Source organism: Devosia nitrariae (assembly GCF_030160115.1).
GTDB classification, from domain to species: domain Bacteria; phylum Pseudomonadota; class Alphaproteobacteria; order Rhizobiales; family Devosiaceae; genus Devosia; species Devosia nitrariae.
In genome coordinates, this window is record NZ_BSNS01000015.1 from 37630 (window position 1) to 54899 (window position 17270).

Consider the following 17270-nt stretch of genomic DNA (forward strand, 5'->3'; position numbering starts at 1 on the left):
TCTAGTGCTCGTTAGACTTTAGCTGTTGGCGGCTTCGAAGTCGCGCAGCAATGCATTACCGCGTGAAACCACTGCATCGAGCGCTTCCTGGGGGGTCTTGCTGCCCGACAGGAGCTCTTGGAACTCCTCATCGATGATGGTGCGGATCTGCACGTAGTTGCCGAAGCGCAGGCCCTTGGAGTTCTCGGTTGGCTCGTTGAGCGTGATCTGCTTGATGGCAACGTCCGAACCGGGGGTCTCCTCGTAAAAGCCCTGCTGCTGCCCAAGTTCGTAGGCGGCCTGAGTGATTGGCAGGTAGCCCGAGAACTGGTGCCAGTCGGCCTGGACTTCCGGCGAGGAGAGGTAGCTGAAGAAGTCGGCAACGCCCTTGAACTCTTCTTCCGACTGGCCCTGGAGGACCCACAGCGTCGCCCCGCCGATGATCGAGTTCTGCGGAGCACCCTCGACGTCATCGTAATAAGGCAGCATCCCAAAGCCGACCTCGAAGTCGCCGGCGTTGGCGAGGACGCCTGCGCGCGAAGCCGAGGAGTTCATGTACATGGCGCATTCGCCGGAATAGAACTTGGGCGGTGCATCGCCGCCGCCGCCGGGACCGCCGTACTGGAAGACACCCTCTTCCTGCCAATTCTTGAGGTTCTCCCAGTGCTTGACCTGCACGGGGCCGTTGAACGTCAGTTCGGCTTCAAGCCCGCCGAAGCCATTTTCGAGGGTGCCGATCGGCTGGTTGTGCCAGGCCGAGAGGTTCTCGAGTTGCACCCAGGAAATCCAGCCGGAGGTGAAGCCGCATTCGGCCGCGCCCGACTCCATGATCGTGCGGGAGAACTCCTCGAGCTGACCCCAGGTCTCGGGGGGCTGCTCGGGATCGAGTCCGGCTTCTTCGAAGATGTCCTTGTTGTAGTAGAGGATCGGAGTCGAGGAATTGAATGGCATCGAGAGCATGTTACCCTCGGTGTCGGTGTAATAGCCGACGACCGCCGGCAGGAACGCGTCCGGATCGAAATCGGCGCCCATATCGGTCATGAGCTGATAGACCGGGTAGATGGCACCCTGAGCGGCCATCATGGTGCCGGTGCCGACTTCATAGACCTGGACGATGTCCGGCTGCTGACCGGCGCGGAACGCGGCAATCGCGGCGGTCATGGTCTCATCATAGGTGCCCTTGTAGACGGGCGTCACTTTATAGTCGGACTGGCTGGCATTGTAGCCGGCAACGATCTCTTCGAGCTTGGTGCCTAGCTCGCCACCCATGGCGTGCCACCAGGTGACTTCGGTCTGGGCGAGGGCGACCGAAGAAGTGAGCGAAACGGCAAGGGCTGAGAGCCCGGCCGTGAAGGTCATACGTACCATTGTTTTCTCCCTTGGTGGACGTATCCCGACATGGGTCGTCGTCAGTTCCGCTATCCGTCTTAGCGCGGGTTGCGCGGTTTCGGATACCTTTGTCAGAGTTGCGAGCTAGGTCAAGGCGAAATATTTCGAAACAAATTATGACAAAGAACGAAACCTAATCCGCGTGAACCCATGCGCCGGGAGGTGGTGCCGCCCAGCGCCGGCGCCGGTCTAAAGGGGAGCGATTACAGTCGGGTGACGATCGGATGACGGAATGATGACGGATGGCGAAGTTCACCGGATCAGCCTTCACCGATCTCTTCCAGCTCGATCAGGACCCCGTCGAAATCCTTGGGGTGGAGGAAGATCACCGGCAGCCCATGCGCGCCGGTCCTGGGCCTGCCGTCACCAAGGACGCGCGCGCCACCCGCGACGAGCCGCTGGGTGGCGGTGGCGATGTCGCGAACTTCGAAGCACATATGGTGCATGCCGCCGGCAGGGTTCTTCTCGAGGAAGCCGGCAATGGGCGAGTCCTCCCCCAGCGGCGCCATCAGCTCCACCTTGGCGTTGCCCGTATCGACGAAGACGACAATGACGCCGTGTTCGGGCAAGGCCTGCGGCTCGCCGACCCGGGCGCCGAGCAGGTCCCGATAGCGGGTACTGGCGGCTGCGAGGTCCGGCACGGCGATGGCGATGTGGTTAATGCGCCCGATCATCGGTTGGAAAGCCGCCCTTCGATCTGGTTGAGGACCGAAAAGGCCGCCTCCAGCACGTTGGTGCCCGGTCCGAAGATTTCGGCAACGCCGCATTGACGCAGGAACGCATGGTCCTGCTCGGGCACCACGCCGCCCACGATAACAGTGACGTCCTTGAGCCCGCTATTCCGCAGGGCGGTGAACAACTCGGGCACCAGCGTGTTGTGGCCCGCCGCCAGCGTCGAAATACCCACCGCGTCGACGCCGAGCTCTTGCGCCTTGACCGCGATCTCGGGCGCAGTCTCAAACAGGGCACTGAGATGCACGGCAAAGCCGAGGTCGGCAAAGGCGGTGGCGATCACCTTGGCGCCGCGATCGTGCCCGTCCTGGCCCATCTTGGCAACGAGGATCGAAGGTGCGCGGCCGTGCCGGCTGGTGAAGTCGTTGATGCGTCCGGCAATAGCCGCGAACTGGGGATCGTCGCTGTAGCTCGCGCCATAGACGCCCGAGATGACGCGCGTAACGGCTGAGTAGCGCCCGAAGACGTCCTCGAGTGCGCGGCTGATTTCGCCGAGCGTGGCGCGCGCGCGGGCCGCCTCGATCGCCGCTTCCAAAAGATTGCCTTCGTCCATCGCCGCGAACTCGCGCAGCGCCGACAGCATCGATTGGCAGCGCGCCTCGTCACGCCCGCGGCGCACTTGGGCGATGCTGTGGGCCTGTTCCTCGCGCACTCGGGCATTGTCGATCGCGCGCGCATCGATCGGTGCCGCGTCTTCGACCCGGTAGCGGTTGACGCCGACGATCACGTCCTCGCCCCTGTCGATCCGGGCCTGCCGGATAGCGGCAGCCGTCTCGATGGCGAGTTTCGGGAAGCCCGCCTGCACCGCCTGCGTCATGCCGCCTTCGGCCTCGACCGCATCGATGAGATTGCGGGCCTTCTCCATCAGCTCGGCAGTCAGCGCCTCGACATAGTAGGAGCCGCCCAGGGGATCGACGACATCGGTGACGCGGCTTTCATGCTGCAGGATCAATTGCGTGTTGCGCGCGATACGGGCGGAAAGGTCCGTCGGGAGCGCGATGGCCTCGTCGAAGGAATTGGTGTGCAGCGACTGCGTGCCGCCGAGCACGGCCGCCAGCGCCTCGAGCGTGGTGCGCACGACATTGTTGTAGGGGTCCTGTTCGGTCAGCGACACGCCCGAGGTCTGGCAATGAGTGCGCAGCATTCTCGAGCGCGGATCCTTGGCGCCGAGCCCCGTCATGATTTCGGACCAGAGCGCGCGCGCCGCCCGCAGCTTGGCAGCCTCGAGGAAGAAGTTCATCCCGATGCCGAAAAAGAACGAGAGCCGCGGGCCGAAAGCGTCGATATCGAGCCCGCGTGCCATCGCCGCGCGCACATATTCGCGCCCGTCGGCCAGCGTATAAGCCAGCTCCTGCACCGCCGTCGCCCCCGCCTCGTGCATATGGTAGCCCGAGATCGAGATCGAATTGAACCTGGGCATGCGACGCGCCGTGTGAGCGATGACGTCACCCACGATCCGCATAGAGGGCTCGGGCGGATAGATGTAGGTGTTGCGGACCATGAACTCCTTGAGGATATCGTTCTGGATGGTCCCTTCGAGCTGCTCCTGCCGGACGCCCTGCTCCTCGGCCGCGACCACGAACATGGCCATCACCGGGATCACCGCGCCGTTCATGGTCATCGAAACGCTCATCCGGTCGAGTGGGATGCCTTCGAAGAGGAGCTTTATGTCTTCGACGGTATCGATGGCGACACCCGCCTTGCCCACATCCCCGGCAACGCGCGGATGGTCGCTGTCATAGCCGCGATGGGTAGCCAGGTCGAAGGCGACCGAGAGGCCCTTCTGCCCATTGGCCAACCCCTGCCGGAAGAAGGCATTGGATTCGCGCGCCGTCGAGAACCCGGCATATTGCCGGATCGTCCACGGTCGGTTGGCGTACATGGTTGCCCTTACCCCACGCGCAAAGGGCTCGGCGCCGGGCATCGCTCCGGCGGTTTGCGGCGGCAGATCCTCAGCGAAATAGGCCGGCTTGATGGAAAGCCCACCATAGTCGCGCTCGAGGTCGGAAAGCGGCACATCCCTAAGCTCGCGTTCGGCGAGCTTTGCCCATTCGGCGAAGGTGGCAGGTTTATTCATCGCGGCCTCCAATATCTCCGGCCAACAGGAGCGTTGGTGGCGGCGTCGTCTCGATCTTGCCGCTCGCTCGATGCGACACCCTCCCCCTTGTGAGGAGGGACGGGGAGGGGGTGCCCACCGAGCTATCGATAAACTCTCGTGCACCCAATCCGTCGCAGATCAGGTAAAAAACCCCGCCGGAATTTCTCATGACCTCAGTGTTCCAAAAGCGCAGGACCTTGTAGCCCTCCGATCTGAGAAACGCGTCCCGTTTTGCATCGTGCCGTATCCCGGCATCCGTGCCATGGGTGTCGCCATCGACCTCGATGATCAGCTTGGCATGATGGCAGGCGAAATCGACCACATACGGTCCTATGGGTGCCTGCTTGCGAAAGTGGTAGCCGCCGGTGCGCAAGGGATGAAGCAAGCGCCATAGCCGGATTTCAGTTCGCGTCGGGCTCTTCCTCAGACGCTGTGCGTGTGTTGGCATCGCGTCACCCCTTCCTGGCCTCCCCCATCAAGGGGGAGGTGGGCGTCCGTGCCTCTGGCCATATCGTACCACAGGCACAGGACTCACCCTCCCCCTTGTGGGGAGGGCCAGGGAGGGGGTTCTCAAAGCCGGCAACCATACTCACACCCCCGTGAATTCCATCATCACCTCGTCGACCGCAAGCACGGCGCCGGCCGCCACATGAACCTTGCTGATCCGGGCGCGCTTTTCGGCGCGCAGCACGTTCTCCATCTTCATCGCCTCGACGATGGCGAGCGGCTGGCCCTCCTCGACCACGTCGCCCTCGGCAACGTCTACGCGCACCACCTGGCCCGGCATCGGACAGAGGAGGAATTTGGAGAGGTCCGGCGGCGCTTTGATCGGCATGTGTCTGAGCAGCGCCGCGATATGCGGGGGCAGGACGGGGACATCGAGGTCCGTGCCGCGATAACGGATGCGGAAGCCCGTGGTCTTGCGGTCGAGCTTGAGCGTTGCCGGGTTCTCGTCGCGCCAGGATAACGTCGCCAGCCGGTCGCCTGGCGCCCACGAGAACGCCGTCGCCTCGTGCAACTCGCCGCGGATGTTGACCTGCCAGTGTCCGCCGGGATCGAGCCGCGCGACCCGCACCTCGCTCACTTCGGCACCGATGACGATGGAGAACCGGGAGAATACCTCTTCGATCCCGCCGACGAGCGAGCGCTCGACCTGGCCCTGGCGCTCGGCCACCACGAGCCCGGCCATGGCCGCCGCCGCGATGATCTCGACATGGCGGCCGGTAGCAAGCGTCGCCCCGGCGAACCCCTCTGGAAATTCCTCGGCGATGTAGCCGGTCGTCAGCAGGCCCTCGCGGAAGCGATCCTGCTCCATGACCGCAGAAAGGAACGGCAGATTGTGCCCGACCCCATCCACCTCGAACCGGTCGAGCGCTTCGGCCATCGCCTCTATGGCTTCCAAGCGCGTCGGCGCCCAGGTCACCAGCTTGGCAATCATCGGATCGTAAAAAGTCGAAATCTCCCCGCCCTCGAAAACGCCGGTGTCGTTGCGCACCACAAGCGTTGGCGTGGTCTCTTCTGCGGGCGGACGGTAGCGCTTCAGGCGCCCGGTCGAGGGCAGGAAGTTGCGGTAGGGGTCTTCGGCATAGAGACGGGATTCGATGGCTGAGCCTACGAGCTTCACATCCTTCTGCCCGAGGGGCAGCCGCTCGCCTGCCGCAACCCGCAGCATCAGCTCGACCAGATCGAGGCCGGTGACGAGCTCGGTCACTGGATGCTCGACCTGGAGCCGCGTGTTCATCTCCAGGAAATAGAAGTTCCTCGCCCCATCGACGATGAACTCGACGGTGCCGGCGCTCTGGTAGCCGACGGCCCTGGCAAGGTCCACGGCCTGCCTTCCCATCGCCTCGCGGGTCGCCGCATCGAGAAAGGGCGAAGGCGCTTCCTCGATCACTTTCTGGTTGCGCCGCTGGATCGAGCATTCGCGCTCTCCGAGGTGGATGACGTTGCCATGCCCGTCGGCGAGCACCTGGATCTCGATATGGCGCGGATCGGTCACGAACTTCTCAATGAAGATGCGGTCGTCCCCGAACGACGAAGCCGCCTCCGATCTTGCCCGCTCGAACCCTTCCCGAGCCTGCATCGCGTCCCACGCGACGCGCATCCCTTTGCCGCCGCCGCCGGCCGAAGCCTTGATCATCACCGGGTAGCCGATACTTTCGGCGATGCTGACCGCCTCGTCCCGATCGGCGATGAGCCCCATATGTCCCGGCACTGTCGAAACGCCGGCCTCGGCGGCGATCTTCTTGGATGTGATCTTGTCGCCCATGGCCGCGATGGCCTTTGCCGGCGGGCCGACGAAAGTAATGCCGCTGTCGGCGAGCGCCTCGGCGAAGTTGGGGTTTTCCGAGAGGAACCCATAGCCCGGATGCACGGCCTCCGCGCCCGTCGCCTTGCAGACGGCAATGATCTTGTCGATGGACAGATAGGAGTCTCGGGCAGCAGACGGGCCGATATGCACCGCCTCGTCGGCCAGTTTCACGTGCAGCGCTTCCTTGTCGGCATCCGAATAGACGGCGATCGTTCTTATGCCGAGGCGCTTTGCGGTCTTGATGATCCGACAAGCGATCTCGCCGCGATTGGCGATGAGGAGGGAGTTAAACAAAGTCTGGTCTCCTCACAGCGGAATGTTCCCGTGCTTCTTGACCGGTCCCTGCGCCCGCTTTCCCCTGAGCGTCTCGAACGCCCGCACGACCCGCCGCCGCGTGCCGTGCGGCATGATCACGTCGTCGATGAAGCCGCGCTCGGCGGCAACGAACGGGTTGGCGAAACGGGCCTCGTATTCGGCGGTGCGGCGGGCGATCTTCTCCTTGTCGGTGAGTTCCGAACGGTAGAGGATTTCGGTCGCGCCCTTGGCGCCCATCACCGCTATCTCGGCCGAGGGCCAGGCATAGTTGACGTCGGCGCGGATGTGCTTGCTCGCCATCACGTCATAGGCGCCGCCATAGGCCTTGCGGGTGATGACGGTGACGAGCGGCACGGTGGTTTCGGCATAGGCAAAGAGGAGCTTCGCGCCATGCTTGATGATGCCGCCATATTCCTGCGCCGTCCCGGGCAGGAACCCAGGCACGTCGACGAAGGTCAGGATCGGGATTTCGAAGGCATCGCAGAAGCGGATGAAGCGGGCGGCCTTTTTCGCGGCGGCGATGTCGAGGCATCCGGCCAGCACCAGGGGCTGGTTGGCGACGACCCCGGTGGTATGCCCGTTGAGCCTGACGAAGCCGATGAGGATGTTGCCGGCATGAGCCGCCTGCAGCTCGAGGAAGTCGCCCTCGTCGGCGACCTTCTCGATGATCTCGCGCATGTCGTAAGGCTTGTTGGGACTGTCGGGTATGATGGTGTCGAGGCTGTCCTCGCGCCGGTCAGGGCTGTCGTTGACGGCAATGCTCGGTGGCCGCTCGCCGGCCTTTAGCGGCAGGAAATCGAAGAGGCGCCGCACTTCGAGGAGCGTTTCGATGTCGTTCTCGAAAGCAGCGTCGGCGACCGAGGAGACCTTGGTATGGGTCGAAGCCCCGCCCAGTTCCTCGTGCGTCACCGTTTCGTTGGTGACGGTTTTGACCACGTCCGGGCCGGTCACGAACATGTAGCTGGTGTCGCGGACCATGTAGATGAAATCGGTCATCGCCGGCGAATAGACAGCGCCCCCTGCACAGGGGCCCATGATCACCGAGATCTGCGGAATGGCGCCGCTCGCCTGGACGTTGCGCCAGAACACCTCGGCATAGCCGCCGAGCGAGGCCACGCCTTCCTGGATGCGTGCACCGCCCGAATCGTTGAGCCCGATGACCGGCGCGCCGTTCTGCAGCGCCAGGTCCATGATCTTGCAGATCTTCTGCGCGTGCGTCTCCGAGAGCGAGCCGCCGAAGACGGTGAAATCCTGGGAGAAGACGTAGACGATGCGCCCGTTGATCCGGCCCCAGCCGGTCACCACTCCGTCGCCGGGTATCAGCATCTCATCGACGCCGAAATCCGTCGCCCGGTGGGTGACGAACATGTCGTATTCTTCGAAGGACCCGGGATCGAGCAGCACGTCGAGCCGTTCGCGGGCCGTCAGCTTGCCCTTGCCATGCTGGGCGGAGATGCGCCGCTCGCCACCGCCGAGCCTGGCCTCGGTCCGCCTCGCCTCGAGCGCCCTGATGATCTCCTGCATTACTTCTCCCGCATGCCGTCCGTTCGTCCGAACGGTCAAGGCAAGATTGGCGGCATGGCGGCGAAAAAGCAATTGCGATAGCGTGCTAACCCACTGAAGGGGGAGTCGTTGAACATCCGTTATCTGCGCCTTTCGGACATCCCGGTCGCCGCCGTGCTGGCGCTGGTCAACGATCCCGCCGTCACCCGCCATATGCCGCTTTCAGGCGCAATGGACGAAGCCATGTGCCGCGCCTGGGTCGCAGGCAAGGACGCGCAATGGGTCGATAACGGCTACGGGCCGTGGGCCTTTGAGATTGATGGGGAATTCGCCGGCTGGGGCGGGTTCCAGAAGGAGGGCGAAGACGCCGATCTTGGTCTCGTGCTGCTGCCGAGATTCTGGGGCGTCGGGGTGAGGCTCGCACGTCTCCTGATCGACAAGGGATTCGCTGAGCTGGGTCTCCCCTCGATCATTGCGCTGCTGCCGCCGAGCCGCCGGCACTTGAGGGCGCTCGAGCGGCTCGGCTTCGTCCCGGACGGCTCGATCGACTATTCCGGCCGCACATTCCTGCGCTTCCGGCTTTACCGACCGGATCAGGCCGGGTCGAAGTCCCGCCCATGATCGGGCAGGGGTGTCAGGCCTCTGGCAAAGCGCCGCGCGTTCTCGATGTAGCCTCGCGCCGAGCGTCTGAGGCCGGCGATCGCCTGTGCGTCGAGCTCGCGCACCAGCTTTCCCGGCGCACCGATGACGAGGCTGTTGTCGGGGATCTCCTTGCCTTCGGTGACGAGCGCACCCGCACCGATCAGGCAGTTGGCCCCGATCCTGGCGCCGTTGAGCACCGTCGCGCCCATGCCGATAAGCGTGTTCGCGCCGATCGTGCAGCCATGCAGTATCGCCTTATGGCCGATGGTGCAGCCGGCTCCGATGGTCAGGGGAAAGCCCATGTCGGTGTGGAGCACGACATTTTCTTGCACGTTGCTGCCGATCCCGATTTCGATCGGCTCGTTGTCCCCGCGCGCCACCACGCCGAACCATATGCCGGCATCGGCAGAAACGATCACACGGCCGACCAGCACCGCCGTCGGTGCAATCCAGGCAACGTCCGGATCGATCGTCGGGCCAGCGCCGTCGAGCGTGTAGATGGGCATGCCGTTTCTCCCTCAGAGCGTTTTCAGCAAAGTGGACACCACTTTTGGGGTTCGAAAACGCGACAATTCAACAATTTGGAGCTTTCCCGTTTTGATTCAATCGGAACGGGAAAGTTCTAGGGCCTGATGGTGTAAGCATCGCGCATCTCACCGATTTCGGCCAGCGTCTGATAAAAGAGCGACCAGTCGTCGGCCTCGACGATCGGCGCCCATATCGCCTCCATCTCGTCGATCAGCATGGTGCGCGGGCGCGGGCGCGCGAAATAGGCATGGTCGAGATTGACAGTGTTGCTCGGCGAGAACGCCTCGAGCGCATCGGCGACCGGGCGGAACGCCTCGCTCGCATAGTGGTCGGCCGACGTGCTTTTGGCGGCGCGTTTGGCCGAGAGGACCCCGCCGCGCCAGTCGAAGAAGAATTGCTCGTAAGGCGCCTGCGAGGCCGAGAGGAACGTAAAGAGCGCCGAGACGAATTCGCTGTCGGCGCTGCCGCCGGCCGGCTCGAGCCCAAGCCGGGCAAGGATTGCCTCCGGCAATGCCTGCTGAAAGGCCGGCCAGATCGTATTGAGCGGCGGTTCCAGCCGTTCGGCGGAAGCCAGCGGCAACAGGCATTCGGCCAGCCGCGTCAGGTTCCAGGCCAGCGTGTCCGGTTGCCGCCCAAAGCTATAGAGCCCGGCTTCGTCGAAATAGGCGGCGGTAAAAGTGGGATCATAGGCCGGCAGGAACCGCCACGGCCCATAGTCGAAGCTCTCGCCGGTGATGTTGATGTTGTCGGTGTTGAGCACGCCATGGACGAACCCGGCGGCCGTCCATTGTGCCCCGAGAATCGCGACCTTCTCGGTCACCGCCTCAAGGAAGGCGGCCGGCTTGTCCTCGGCCTTGGCCAGGTGCGGGTAATAGGTGGCGATGCAATAGTCGAGCAGTTTCTCGAGGTTGTGGGATTCCTCGAGAAAAGCGAGGCGCTGGAACGTGCCGATGCGGATGTGCGAATGGCTGAGGCGCACCAGCACGCTTGAGCGTGTCGGCGACGGCTCGTCGCCGCGCCAGAGCTCCTCGCCGGTCTCGACGAGCGAAAAGGATTTCGAGGTATAGACGCCGAGAGCTTCCAGCATCTCGGTCGCCAGTACCTCGCGCACGCCCCCCTTGAGGGTGAGCCGTCCGTCGCCTCCGCGCGACCACGGCGTCCTGCCCGAGCCCTTGGTGCCGAAGTCAAGAAGCCGCCCATCTTCGAGGTCGTAGCACTGGGCATAGAGAAACCCACGCCCATCGCCGAGGTCCGGATTGTAGGTGCGGAACTGGTGACCGTGATAGCGCAGCGCCAGGGGCGTCTGGAAACTGCCGGGCAATGGCCGGAAGCGGGCGAAATGCGCAATCCAGTCTTCGTCCGAAAGGTGGTCGAGCCCCACGCGCCGCGCCCAGCGCTGGTCGCGGTGGCGCAGGATTGCCTGGGGAAAATCGGCCGGCCGTACGAGATCGTAGAACTCGTCGCCGAGGGCCTCGTGATTCTTTGCGGGCTTGAAGACGCTCATGGTCTTCAACGCATAAGGATCGGCGCACGATCCGTCCATGCCCACGCAGGTGCCGGCTGCGAGAGATGGGCGGTATTGACAAGTCCAACTTCAGTGAGTACCTACTCACTCACCATGAAACAAACACGCACCAATCTGTCCGACGCGGACACCCGCAGAGAGGCCATCGTCGAGGCGGCGCTTGCCGCCTTCGCGCAGAGTGGCTTTGCCGCCACCCCGGTGACTGCCGTTGCGGCTCTCGCCGGCATCAGCCAGGCCTATGTCTTCAAGCTCTTTCCTTCCAAGGAGGGCCTGTTCGTGGCGGCAGTCGAGCGCTGCTACGAACGCATTGAGGAGACGCTGGAGCAGAGTGCGGGGCGTGCTCGTTCCGACGATCCGAATGCGATCCTCTCGGCCATGGGTGACGGCTATGCCGGCCTCATCGCCGATCGCACCATCCTGATGATCCAGGTCCACGCGCAAAGCGCGGCCGACGTGCCGGCCATCCGCGATGCCGTGAGGCGCGGGCTCGCCCGTATCGTGCGCTTTGCCAAGCACCGCTCGGGCGCCAGCGACGAGGCCGTGCAGAGCTTCATCGCCTTCGGTCAGCTCTGCCATCTCATCACCACTGCCGACGTCTTCGACCTCGGCGAGGACTGGGCGAGACTCCTCGCCCGCAACATCCGGCACGTGCCGGCCAACTGAGCCGGCCGGGACTCTCCGGCAGGAAGCACGTCGACCAAAGGGAAAGGTTGAGCCTTTCCGAACCGGCGCCGAGCGAACCACCCTCCGGCGGCAAGCGACGCAACGACCCTAACCGAACTAGTGAGTGATTGATCACTCTGTTTACGAGGAGACAAAAGATGACTGTCCTGTCTGCAACCCTCGAAGGGCTCGCCATCGGGCGCAGTTCCAACCGCTGGCTCGCCCTCACCATCCTGGCGCTTGCCCAGTTCCTCGTGGTGCTCGATGCCTCGATCGTCAACATCGCCCTGCCGAGCCTCGAGGCCGGCCTCGGGCTCGACCACAACCTGCTGACCTGGGTGATCACCGCCTATGTGCTGCCCTTCGGCGGGCTACTGCTGCTCGGTGGGCGGCTTGCCGACCGCTACGGTCACCGCAACGTCTTCCTTGCCGGCGTCTTCGGGTTCATTGCCGCTTCGCTCGCCGCCGGTTTCTCGATCAATGGCGCCATGCTGCTCGCGGCCCGCGCCGTTCAGGGCGCATCCGCGGCCATGCTGGCACCTGCCGCGCTCGCCTTGCTGATGCAGCTCTTTCCGGCCGCTGACGGCCGCGCCAAGGCGCTCGGTCTCTGGGGCGCCGTCGCCGGCATGGGCAGCGCCGCCGGTGTCCTGCTCGGCGGCGTGCTGACGGCAGGCTTCGGCTGGGCCGCGATCTTCTTCATCAACGTGCCCGTAGGCCTTGTGGTTCTCGTCACCATTCCGGCCCTTGTCAGCCGCGACGCAGTCAAAGGCCGGGCTCGCCTCGATCTGCCGGGCGCCGCCACCGTCACCGCCGGCATCGTCGCGCTGGTTGCCGCATTCTCCATGGTCCTCGAGGCCGGCTTCGGTTCGCCCATCACCCTTGGGCTCGCCGCCGTCGGCATTGTACTCCTCGCCCTCTTCGTCCTCATCGAGATGAAGACAAGCGACCCGCTGGTCTTCTTCGCTATCTTCGCCAACCGCTCGGTCACCCTCGGCAACACGATCATGCTGTTGATCGGCGGTGTCACGGTCGGCCTCTTCTTCGTGCTCTCGCTGCACATGCAGAATGTCCTCGGCTATGACGCCATGAAGGCAGGCATCAGCCAGCTGCCGCTCGCCATCGCCTTGATCGTCACCGCTGGCATGCTCTCGCCGGCGATCGCCCGTGCTGGTTCAGCGAAGGTTCTCGCCGCGTCCCTCGTGGTGTTGGCCGCCGGCGTCGGCTGGCTGGCGCTGGCGCCGATCGGGGCCGACTTCCTCGTCCATCTGCTCGGTCCCAGCCTCGTCATCGGCATTGGCCTGGGCGGCGCCTTCATCGCCGGTACCGAGCTTGCCGTCCAGGGTGTCGGCGAGGCCGACAGCGGGCTCGCCAGCGGTCTTGTCAACACCAGCCAGCAGATCGGTGGGGCACTGGGTCTTGCCCTGATCTTCACCCTCGCCACCGCCCGCACGATCGGGCTCGGCGAGGCTGGAGCCGACGACATAGCCGCGCTCGGCGGCGGCTACTCGGCCGCCTATCTCGGCGCCGCCGGCCTGGCGCTGCTCGGCGCCCTCATCGCCGGCCTCGGCGGCCGGCGGGCGTAACCGAAGGGCCGACGGTGCGCGCCGGCTCCCTCCACCCTCAAATCCTGAAAGGACAATGCAAATGACCACCGAAGCCTTCGAACAGACACCCTGGGGCAAATCCCGCAAGATCGCGCCGCGCTACGTGACCTACTCGGCTATCGCCGTGCCGGTGATGGTGCTGACCGGCTGGGCTTTCTTCGCCTCGATCCCGGTTGCGCTCATGACCTGGGGCGCGTGGAGGGACAGCCGGATTAGGGCGTTGCGCTGGTGGGCAGGCCTCACCGCCGGCCTCTACGCCATCCCCTTCGTCCAGTACGTGACCCGCGCCGATATGGACCTCAGCATGTCCGACATGCTGCATCCCCTGATGGGCGCCGCCATCGCCGTCCCGGCTGGCGTCGTCATCCTCAAGATCTTCAGGAGCCACCGCGGCTGACGGCCGCCGCTACTGCAAAAGAAAGAGCGCTCCGCGAGGAGCGCTCTTTCTGCTTTGAACAGAGTCAGACCGTCGCCACGGCCCTGCGGTTGCGGATCGAGGTCGAGATGAAGACCACGATGAAGGTTGCGGTCATCAAGAGAACGATGGTCGGGGCCGGGGCGCTGTCGAGCCAGAAGCTCGCATAGACGCCGGCGATGGTCGCCGAGACGGAAATCGCCACGGCAACGACAAGCATGGTGCCGAGGCGCCTGGCGATGAGGAAGGCGATGGAACCGGGCGCCACCAACAGCGCGATGACGAGGATGATGCCAACGGCCTTCAGCGCCCCGACGATGGTCAGCGACAGGATGGCCAGCAGTCCGTAGTGTAGGACCTTGACCGGCAGGCCGATGGCCGAGGCCTGCTGCTGGTCGAACACGAAGAGCATCAGATCCCGCCAGCGAAAGGCGATGATGCCGGAAACGAGAAGCGCAATGAGGCCGGTCTCGGCAATGTCGGGCCAGCTGGCCCCGAGCATGTTGCCGAAAAGGATGTGGTCGAGATGCACGTCCGTGGTGATCGAGGTGTAGAGCACGATGCCGAGCCCGAACATGCCCGAGAACACCACGCCCATCACGGTGTCTTCCTTGATGCGGCTGTTGTCCTTGAGGTAGCCGGTGCCGATCGCGCAGACCATGCCGGCAACGAAGGCGCCGACGGACAGCGGCAGCCCCACGATATAGGCGAGGACCACCCCCGGCAGGACCGCGTGGCTGACGGCATCGCCCATCAGCGACCAGCCCTTGAGCACCAGAAAGCAGCTCAGGAGTGCTGCCGGAATCGCCACCAGCACGCCGATGATGAAGGCGTTCTGCATGAACGGGAACTGGAAGGGCCAGGTGAGACAAAGCAGGAGTTCGCTCATGACCGCACCCCCTCGGCGATCCGTCGGCGCGCCGCCAGCAGCCCGTGCTTGGGCGCCAGAACGAAGGCCAGGAGGAAGATCAGCGTCTGCAGCACGACGATCACGCCGCCTGTGGCGCCATCGAGGAAGTAGCTGACATAGGCGCCGACGAGACTGGTCAGCGTGCCGATGGCGATAGCGATGATGATGAGCCGGCCAAAGCGGTCGGTGAGGAGATAGGCGGTTGCCCCGGGCGTCACCACCATGGCGATGACGAGGAAGGCGCCGACCGTCTGCATGGCCGCGACTGTCGCCGCGCTTAGCAGAGTGAAGAAGATGACCTTCAGCAGGTCCGGATTGAGCCCGACCGAGCGGGCGTGGCTTTCGTCGAAGAAGACCACCATCAGGTCGCGCCAGATGACGAGCATGACGCAAAGGCAGACAGCGACAATGATGACGAGCTGCAGCGTGTCGGTGGGCGTCACGGCAAGGATGTTGCCAAGGACGATCGTCTGGATGTTGACCGAGACCGGCGACACCGAGACCATGAACAGGCCGAGCCCGAAAAAGCCGGTAAAGATCAGCCCGATGACGGCGTCTTCCCGCAGCTTGGTGCGCTCGGTCAGGAACAGCATCGCCGCTGCCGCCAAGCCTCCGGCAAAAAAGGCGCCGAGCGAGAACGGCAGGCCGAGCATATAGGCGCCGGCCACCCCCGGCACAATCGAGTGGCTGAGGGCGTCCCCGATCAGCGACCAGCCCTTGAGCATGAGGTAGGCCGAAAGAAAGGCGCACACGCCCCCGACAAGTGCCGAGACCCAGATGGCGTTGACCATGTAGCCGTAGGAGAACGGTTCGAGCAGGGTATCGATCATTCGGTGTCCTGCTCGGCTGGACCGGTCTTGCGTTCGCCGGGCCGTCCCGAGGACTGCGTCGTCATGCGGTCCTTTTCACCGTACATGACCAGCGGCCGCTCGTCGTCGGTGATGACCGAAAGAGTCCTCGGATCTGCGTCGGCATGCAGCCCCTTTCCCTCGAGCACGAAATGGCGCAGGACGCCCCCAAAGGTGACCTCGAGATTCTCGCGGGTAAAGATCTCCTCGGTCGGTCCATGCGCCAGGACCGTGCCCTTGACCAGCACCGTGCGGTCGCAGAACTCAGGCACGCTGCCCAAATTATGGGTCGAGACCAGGATCACTCGGCCCTCGTCGCGCAGGTCCCGCAGCAGCGCGACGATGGCGTCCTCGGTCTTGACGTCGACGCCGGTGAACGGCTCGTCGAGGAGGATCACCTGTCCCTCCTGGGCGAGCGCGCGGGCGAGGAACACGCGCTTCCTCTGCCCGCCGGAAAGCTCGCCGATCTGGCGTTTCCTGAAATCGCTCATGCCAACCCGGGCGAGGGCATTTTCAACCATCTCGCGGTCGTGCGGCTTGGGGCGGCGCAACAGTCCCATGTGGCCGTAGCGTCCCATCATCACCACGTCCTCGACGAGAACCGGGAAGTTCCAGTCGACCTCTTCGCTTTGCGGCACATAGGCCACGAGGTTCTTCTTCAACGCTTCTCGCCCGGACTCGCCGAGGATCTCGACCGACCCTCTGGCGAGCGGCACGAAGCCCATGATCGCTTTAAAGAGCGTTGATTTGCCCGAACCGTTGACCCCGACGAGGGCGGCAATGGAACCCCGGGGAACCCGGAAGCTCGCACGGCTTATGGCCGTGGTGCCGTTGCGGTAGGCGACGGTGATGTCGCGTACGTCGAGGCCGATGGCCGGGATCTGCTTCACGGTTCCAGTCCTGCAACGATCGTCTGCGTCGTCACGCGCAACAGGTCGAGATAGGTAGGCACCGGCCCATTGGCGTCGGTCAGCGAATCAACATAGAGCACGCCGCCATATTTGGCACCGGTTTCGCGGGCGACCTGCTCGGCGGGCTCGGGAGAAATGGTGCTCTCCGAAAAGACCGCGGGGATATCGTGCTCGCGCACGAGGTCTATAACGCGGCGCACCTGCTGGGGCGTTCCCTGCTGATCGGCGTTGATCGGCCACAGGAACGCTTCCTTGAGGCCGAAGTCGCGGGCGAGATACGAAAACGCGCCCTCGCTCGACACCAGCCACTGCCGCTCCTCCGGAATTGCGGCGAGCGCCTCGCGGATCGGCGCGACGGTCGCTTCGATCTCGGCTGAATAGGCGGCGGCATTGGCGTTGTAGGTCTCCGCGTTCTCCGGATCGTATTCGACAAACGCGGCCCGGATGTTCTCGACATAAACGAGGGCGTCCGACGGCGACATCCAGGCATGAGGGTTAGGCTTGCCCGAATAGGGCCCGTCCGCGATGCTCATAGGCTCGACCCCATCCGAAAGGATGACGCTCGGAATGTCGCCGAGGTTGGAGAGGAACTGCTCGAACCAGAGTTCGAGGTTCAGCCCATTGTAGAGGATAAGGTCGGCGTCCTGCGCGCCGATTAGGTCGCCGGGCGTGGGTTGATAGTTGTGGATCTCGGCCCCCGGCTTGGTGATGGAAACGACCTCGGCTGCGTCCCCGGCAACGTTACGTGCCATATCGGCGAGGATGGTGAAGCTGGTGACGGCCTTGAACCCATCCTGGGCATGAGCCGGCAAGCTCGTCGCCAGGGCGGTGACGGCAATCAGCGAAATGAAAAGACGACGATGCATTGCAGATCCCTTGAAATACGAACCTTGGCAC

At 64.2% G+C, this 17270-nt stretch carries 16 protein-coding genes; 4 read left to right on the forward strand and 12 right to left on the reverse strand.

What is annotated here, in order from left to right; translation table 11 throughout:
• Positions 1–18: 18 nt before the first annotated feature.
• The 6 genes from ugpB to QQK18_RS16075 form a co-directional block, all read right to left on the reverse strand.
• Complete coding sequence (ugpB, locus tag QQK18_RS16050; protein WP_379996501.1) at positions 19–1338, reverse strand: sn-glycerol-3-phosphate ABC transporter substrate-binding protein UgpB; 1320 nt, start codon at positions 1336–1338, stop codon at positions 19–21.
• A 290-nt stretch (positions 1339–1628) separates the two neighbouring features.
• Positions 1629–2042 carry a methylmalonyl-CoA epimerase gene (gene mce, locus QQK18_RS16055; protein WP_284341373.1) on the reverse strand — a complete coding sequence of 138 codons (414 nt, stop codon included), beginning with the start codon at positions 2040–2042 and terminating at the stop codon, positions 1629–1631.
• Positions 2039–4177, reverse strand: coding sequence for a methylmalonyl-CoA mutase (gene scpA / locus QQK18_RS16060; protein ID WP_284341374.1), 2139 nt, complete (start codon positions 4175–4177; stop codon positions 2039–2041). The genes mce and scpA overlap by 4 nt, the downstream gene beginning before the upstream one ends.
• Positions 4170–4646: an endonuclease domain-containing protein gene (locus tag QQK18_RS16065; protein WP_284341375.1), complete on the reverse strand. Its 477-nt coding sequence runs from the start codon at positions 4644–4646 to the stop codon at positions 4170–4172. Before QQK18_RS16065 ends, scpA begins: the two co-directional genes overlap by 8 nt.
• Before the next feature lie 141 nt (positions 4647–4787).
• A complete protein-coding gene (locus QQK18_RS16070) occupies positions 4788–6803 on the reverse strand; it encodes an acetyl-CoA carboxylase biotin carboxylase subunit (protein ID WP_284341376.1) in 2016 nt (671 codons plus the stop codon).
• Positions 6804–6815: 12 nt separating this feature from the next.
• Positions 6816–8348: an acyl-CoA carboxylase subunit beta gene (locus QQK18_RS16075; protein WP_284341377.1), complete on the reverse strand. Its 1533-nt coding sequence runs from the start codon at positions 8346–8348 to the stop codon at positions 6816–6818.
• Between the two features lie 108 nt (positions 8349–8456).
• Between QQK18_RS16075 and QQK18_RS16080 the strand changes: the two genes are divergently transcribed.
• Positions 8457–8948, forward strand: a complete 492-nt coding sequence (locus QQK18_RS16080; RefSeq protein WP_284341378.1) for a GNAT family N-acetyltransferase — start codon at positions 8457–8459, stop codon at positions 8946–8948.
• Here the strand turns inward: QQK18_RS16080 and QQK18_RS16085 are convergent.
• Positions 8921–9475 carry a gamma carbonic anhydrase family protein gene (locus QQK18_RS16085; protein ID WP_284341379.1) on the reverse strand — a complete coding sequence of 185 codons (555 nt, stop codon included), beginning with the start codon at positions 9473–9475 and terminating at the stop codon, positions 8921–8923. The genes QQK18_RS16080 and QQK18_RS16085 overlap by 28 nt on opposite strands.
• A 116-nt stretch (positions 9476–9591) precedes the next feature.
• The gene (locus QQK18_RS16090; protein WP_284341380.1) at positions 9592–11040 is read right to left on the reverse strand and encodes a protein adenylyltransferase SelO; all 1449 of its coding nucleotides are present in this window, start codon (positions 11038–11040) and stop codon (positions 9592–9594) included.
• Positions 11041–11115: 75 nt separating this feature from the next.
• Between QQK18_RS16090 and QQK18_RS16095 the strand changes: the two genes are divergently transcribed.
• The 3 genes from QQK18_RS16095 to QQK18_RS16105 all read left to right on the forward strand — a co-directional run bounded on the left by QQK18_RS16095 (position 11116) and on the right by QQK18_RS16105 (position 13686).
• Positions 11116–11685 (forward strand): TetR/AcrR family transcriptional regulator, encoded by a 570-nt coding sequence (locus tag QQK18_RS16095; protein ID WP_284341381.1) that lies wholly within the window; start codon positions 11116–11118, stop codon positions 11683–11685.
• 158 nt (positions 11686–11843) lie between these two features.
• Positions 11844–13268, forward strand: a complete 1425-nt coding sequence (locus QQK18_RS16100; RefSeq protein WP_284341382.1) for a DHA2 family efflux MFS transporter permease subunit — start codon at positions 11844–11846, stop codon at positions 13266–13268.
• A gap of 61 nt (positions 13269–13329) precedes the next feature.
• Positions 13330–13686: a hypothetical protein gene (locus QQK18_RS16105; RefSeq protein WP_284341383.1), complete on the forward strand. Its 357-nt coding sequence runs from the start codon at positions 13330–13332 to the stop codon at positions 13684–13686.
• 64 nt (positions 13687–13750) lie between these two features.
• On the opposite strand, the gene QQK18_RS16110 is transcribed toward QQK18_RS16105, so the two are convergent.
• The 4 genes from QQK18_RS16110 to QQK18_RS16125 are packed head-to-tail and all read right to left on the reverse strand — an operon-like array spanning position 13751 to position 17239.
• Positions 13751–14593, reverse strand: a complete 843-nt coding sequence (locus tag QQK18_RS16110; RefSeq protein WP_284341384.1) for a metal ABC transporter permease — start codon at positions 14591–14593, stop codon at positions 13751–13753.
• The gene (locus QQK18_RS16115) at positions 14590–15444 is read right to left on the reverse strand and encodes a metal ABC transporter permease (protein WP_284341385.1); all 855 of its coding nucleotides are present in this window, start codon (positions 15442–15444) and stop codon (positions 14590–14592) included. The genes QQK18_RS16110 and QQK18_RS16115 overlap by 4 nt, the downstream gene beginning before the upstream one ends.
• Positions 15441–16352: a manganese/iron ABC transporter ATP-binding protein gene (locus QQK18_RS16120; protein WP_284341386.1), complete on the reverse strand. Its 912-nt coding sequence runs from the start codon at positions 16350–16352 to the stop codon at positions 15441–15443. Before QQK18_RS16120 ends, QQK18_RS16115 begins: the two co-directional genes overlap by 4 nt.
• Complete coding sequence (locus QQK18_RS16125; protein WP_284341387.1) at positions 16349–17239, reverse strand: metal ABC transporter substrate-binding protein; 891 nt, start codon at positions 17237–17239, stop codon at positions 16349–16351. Before QQK18_RS16125 ends, QQK18_RS16120 begins: the two co-directional genes overlap by 4 nt.
• Between the last annotated feature and the right edge of the window lie 31 nt (positions 17240–17270).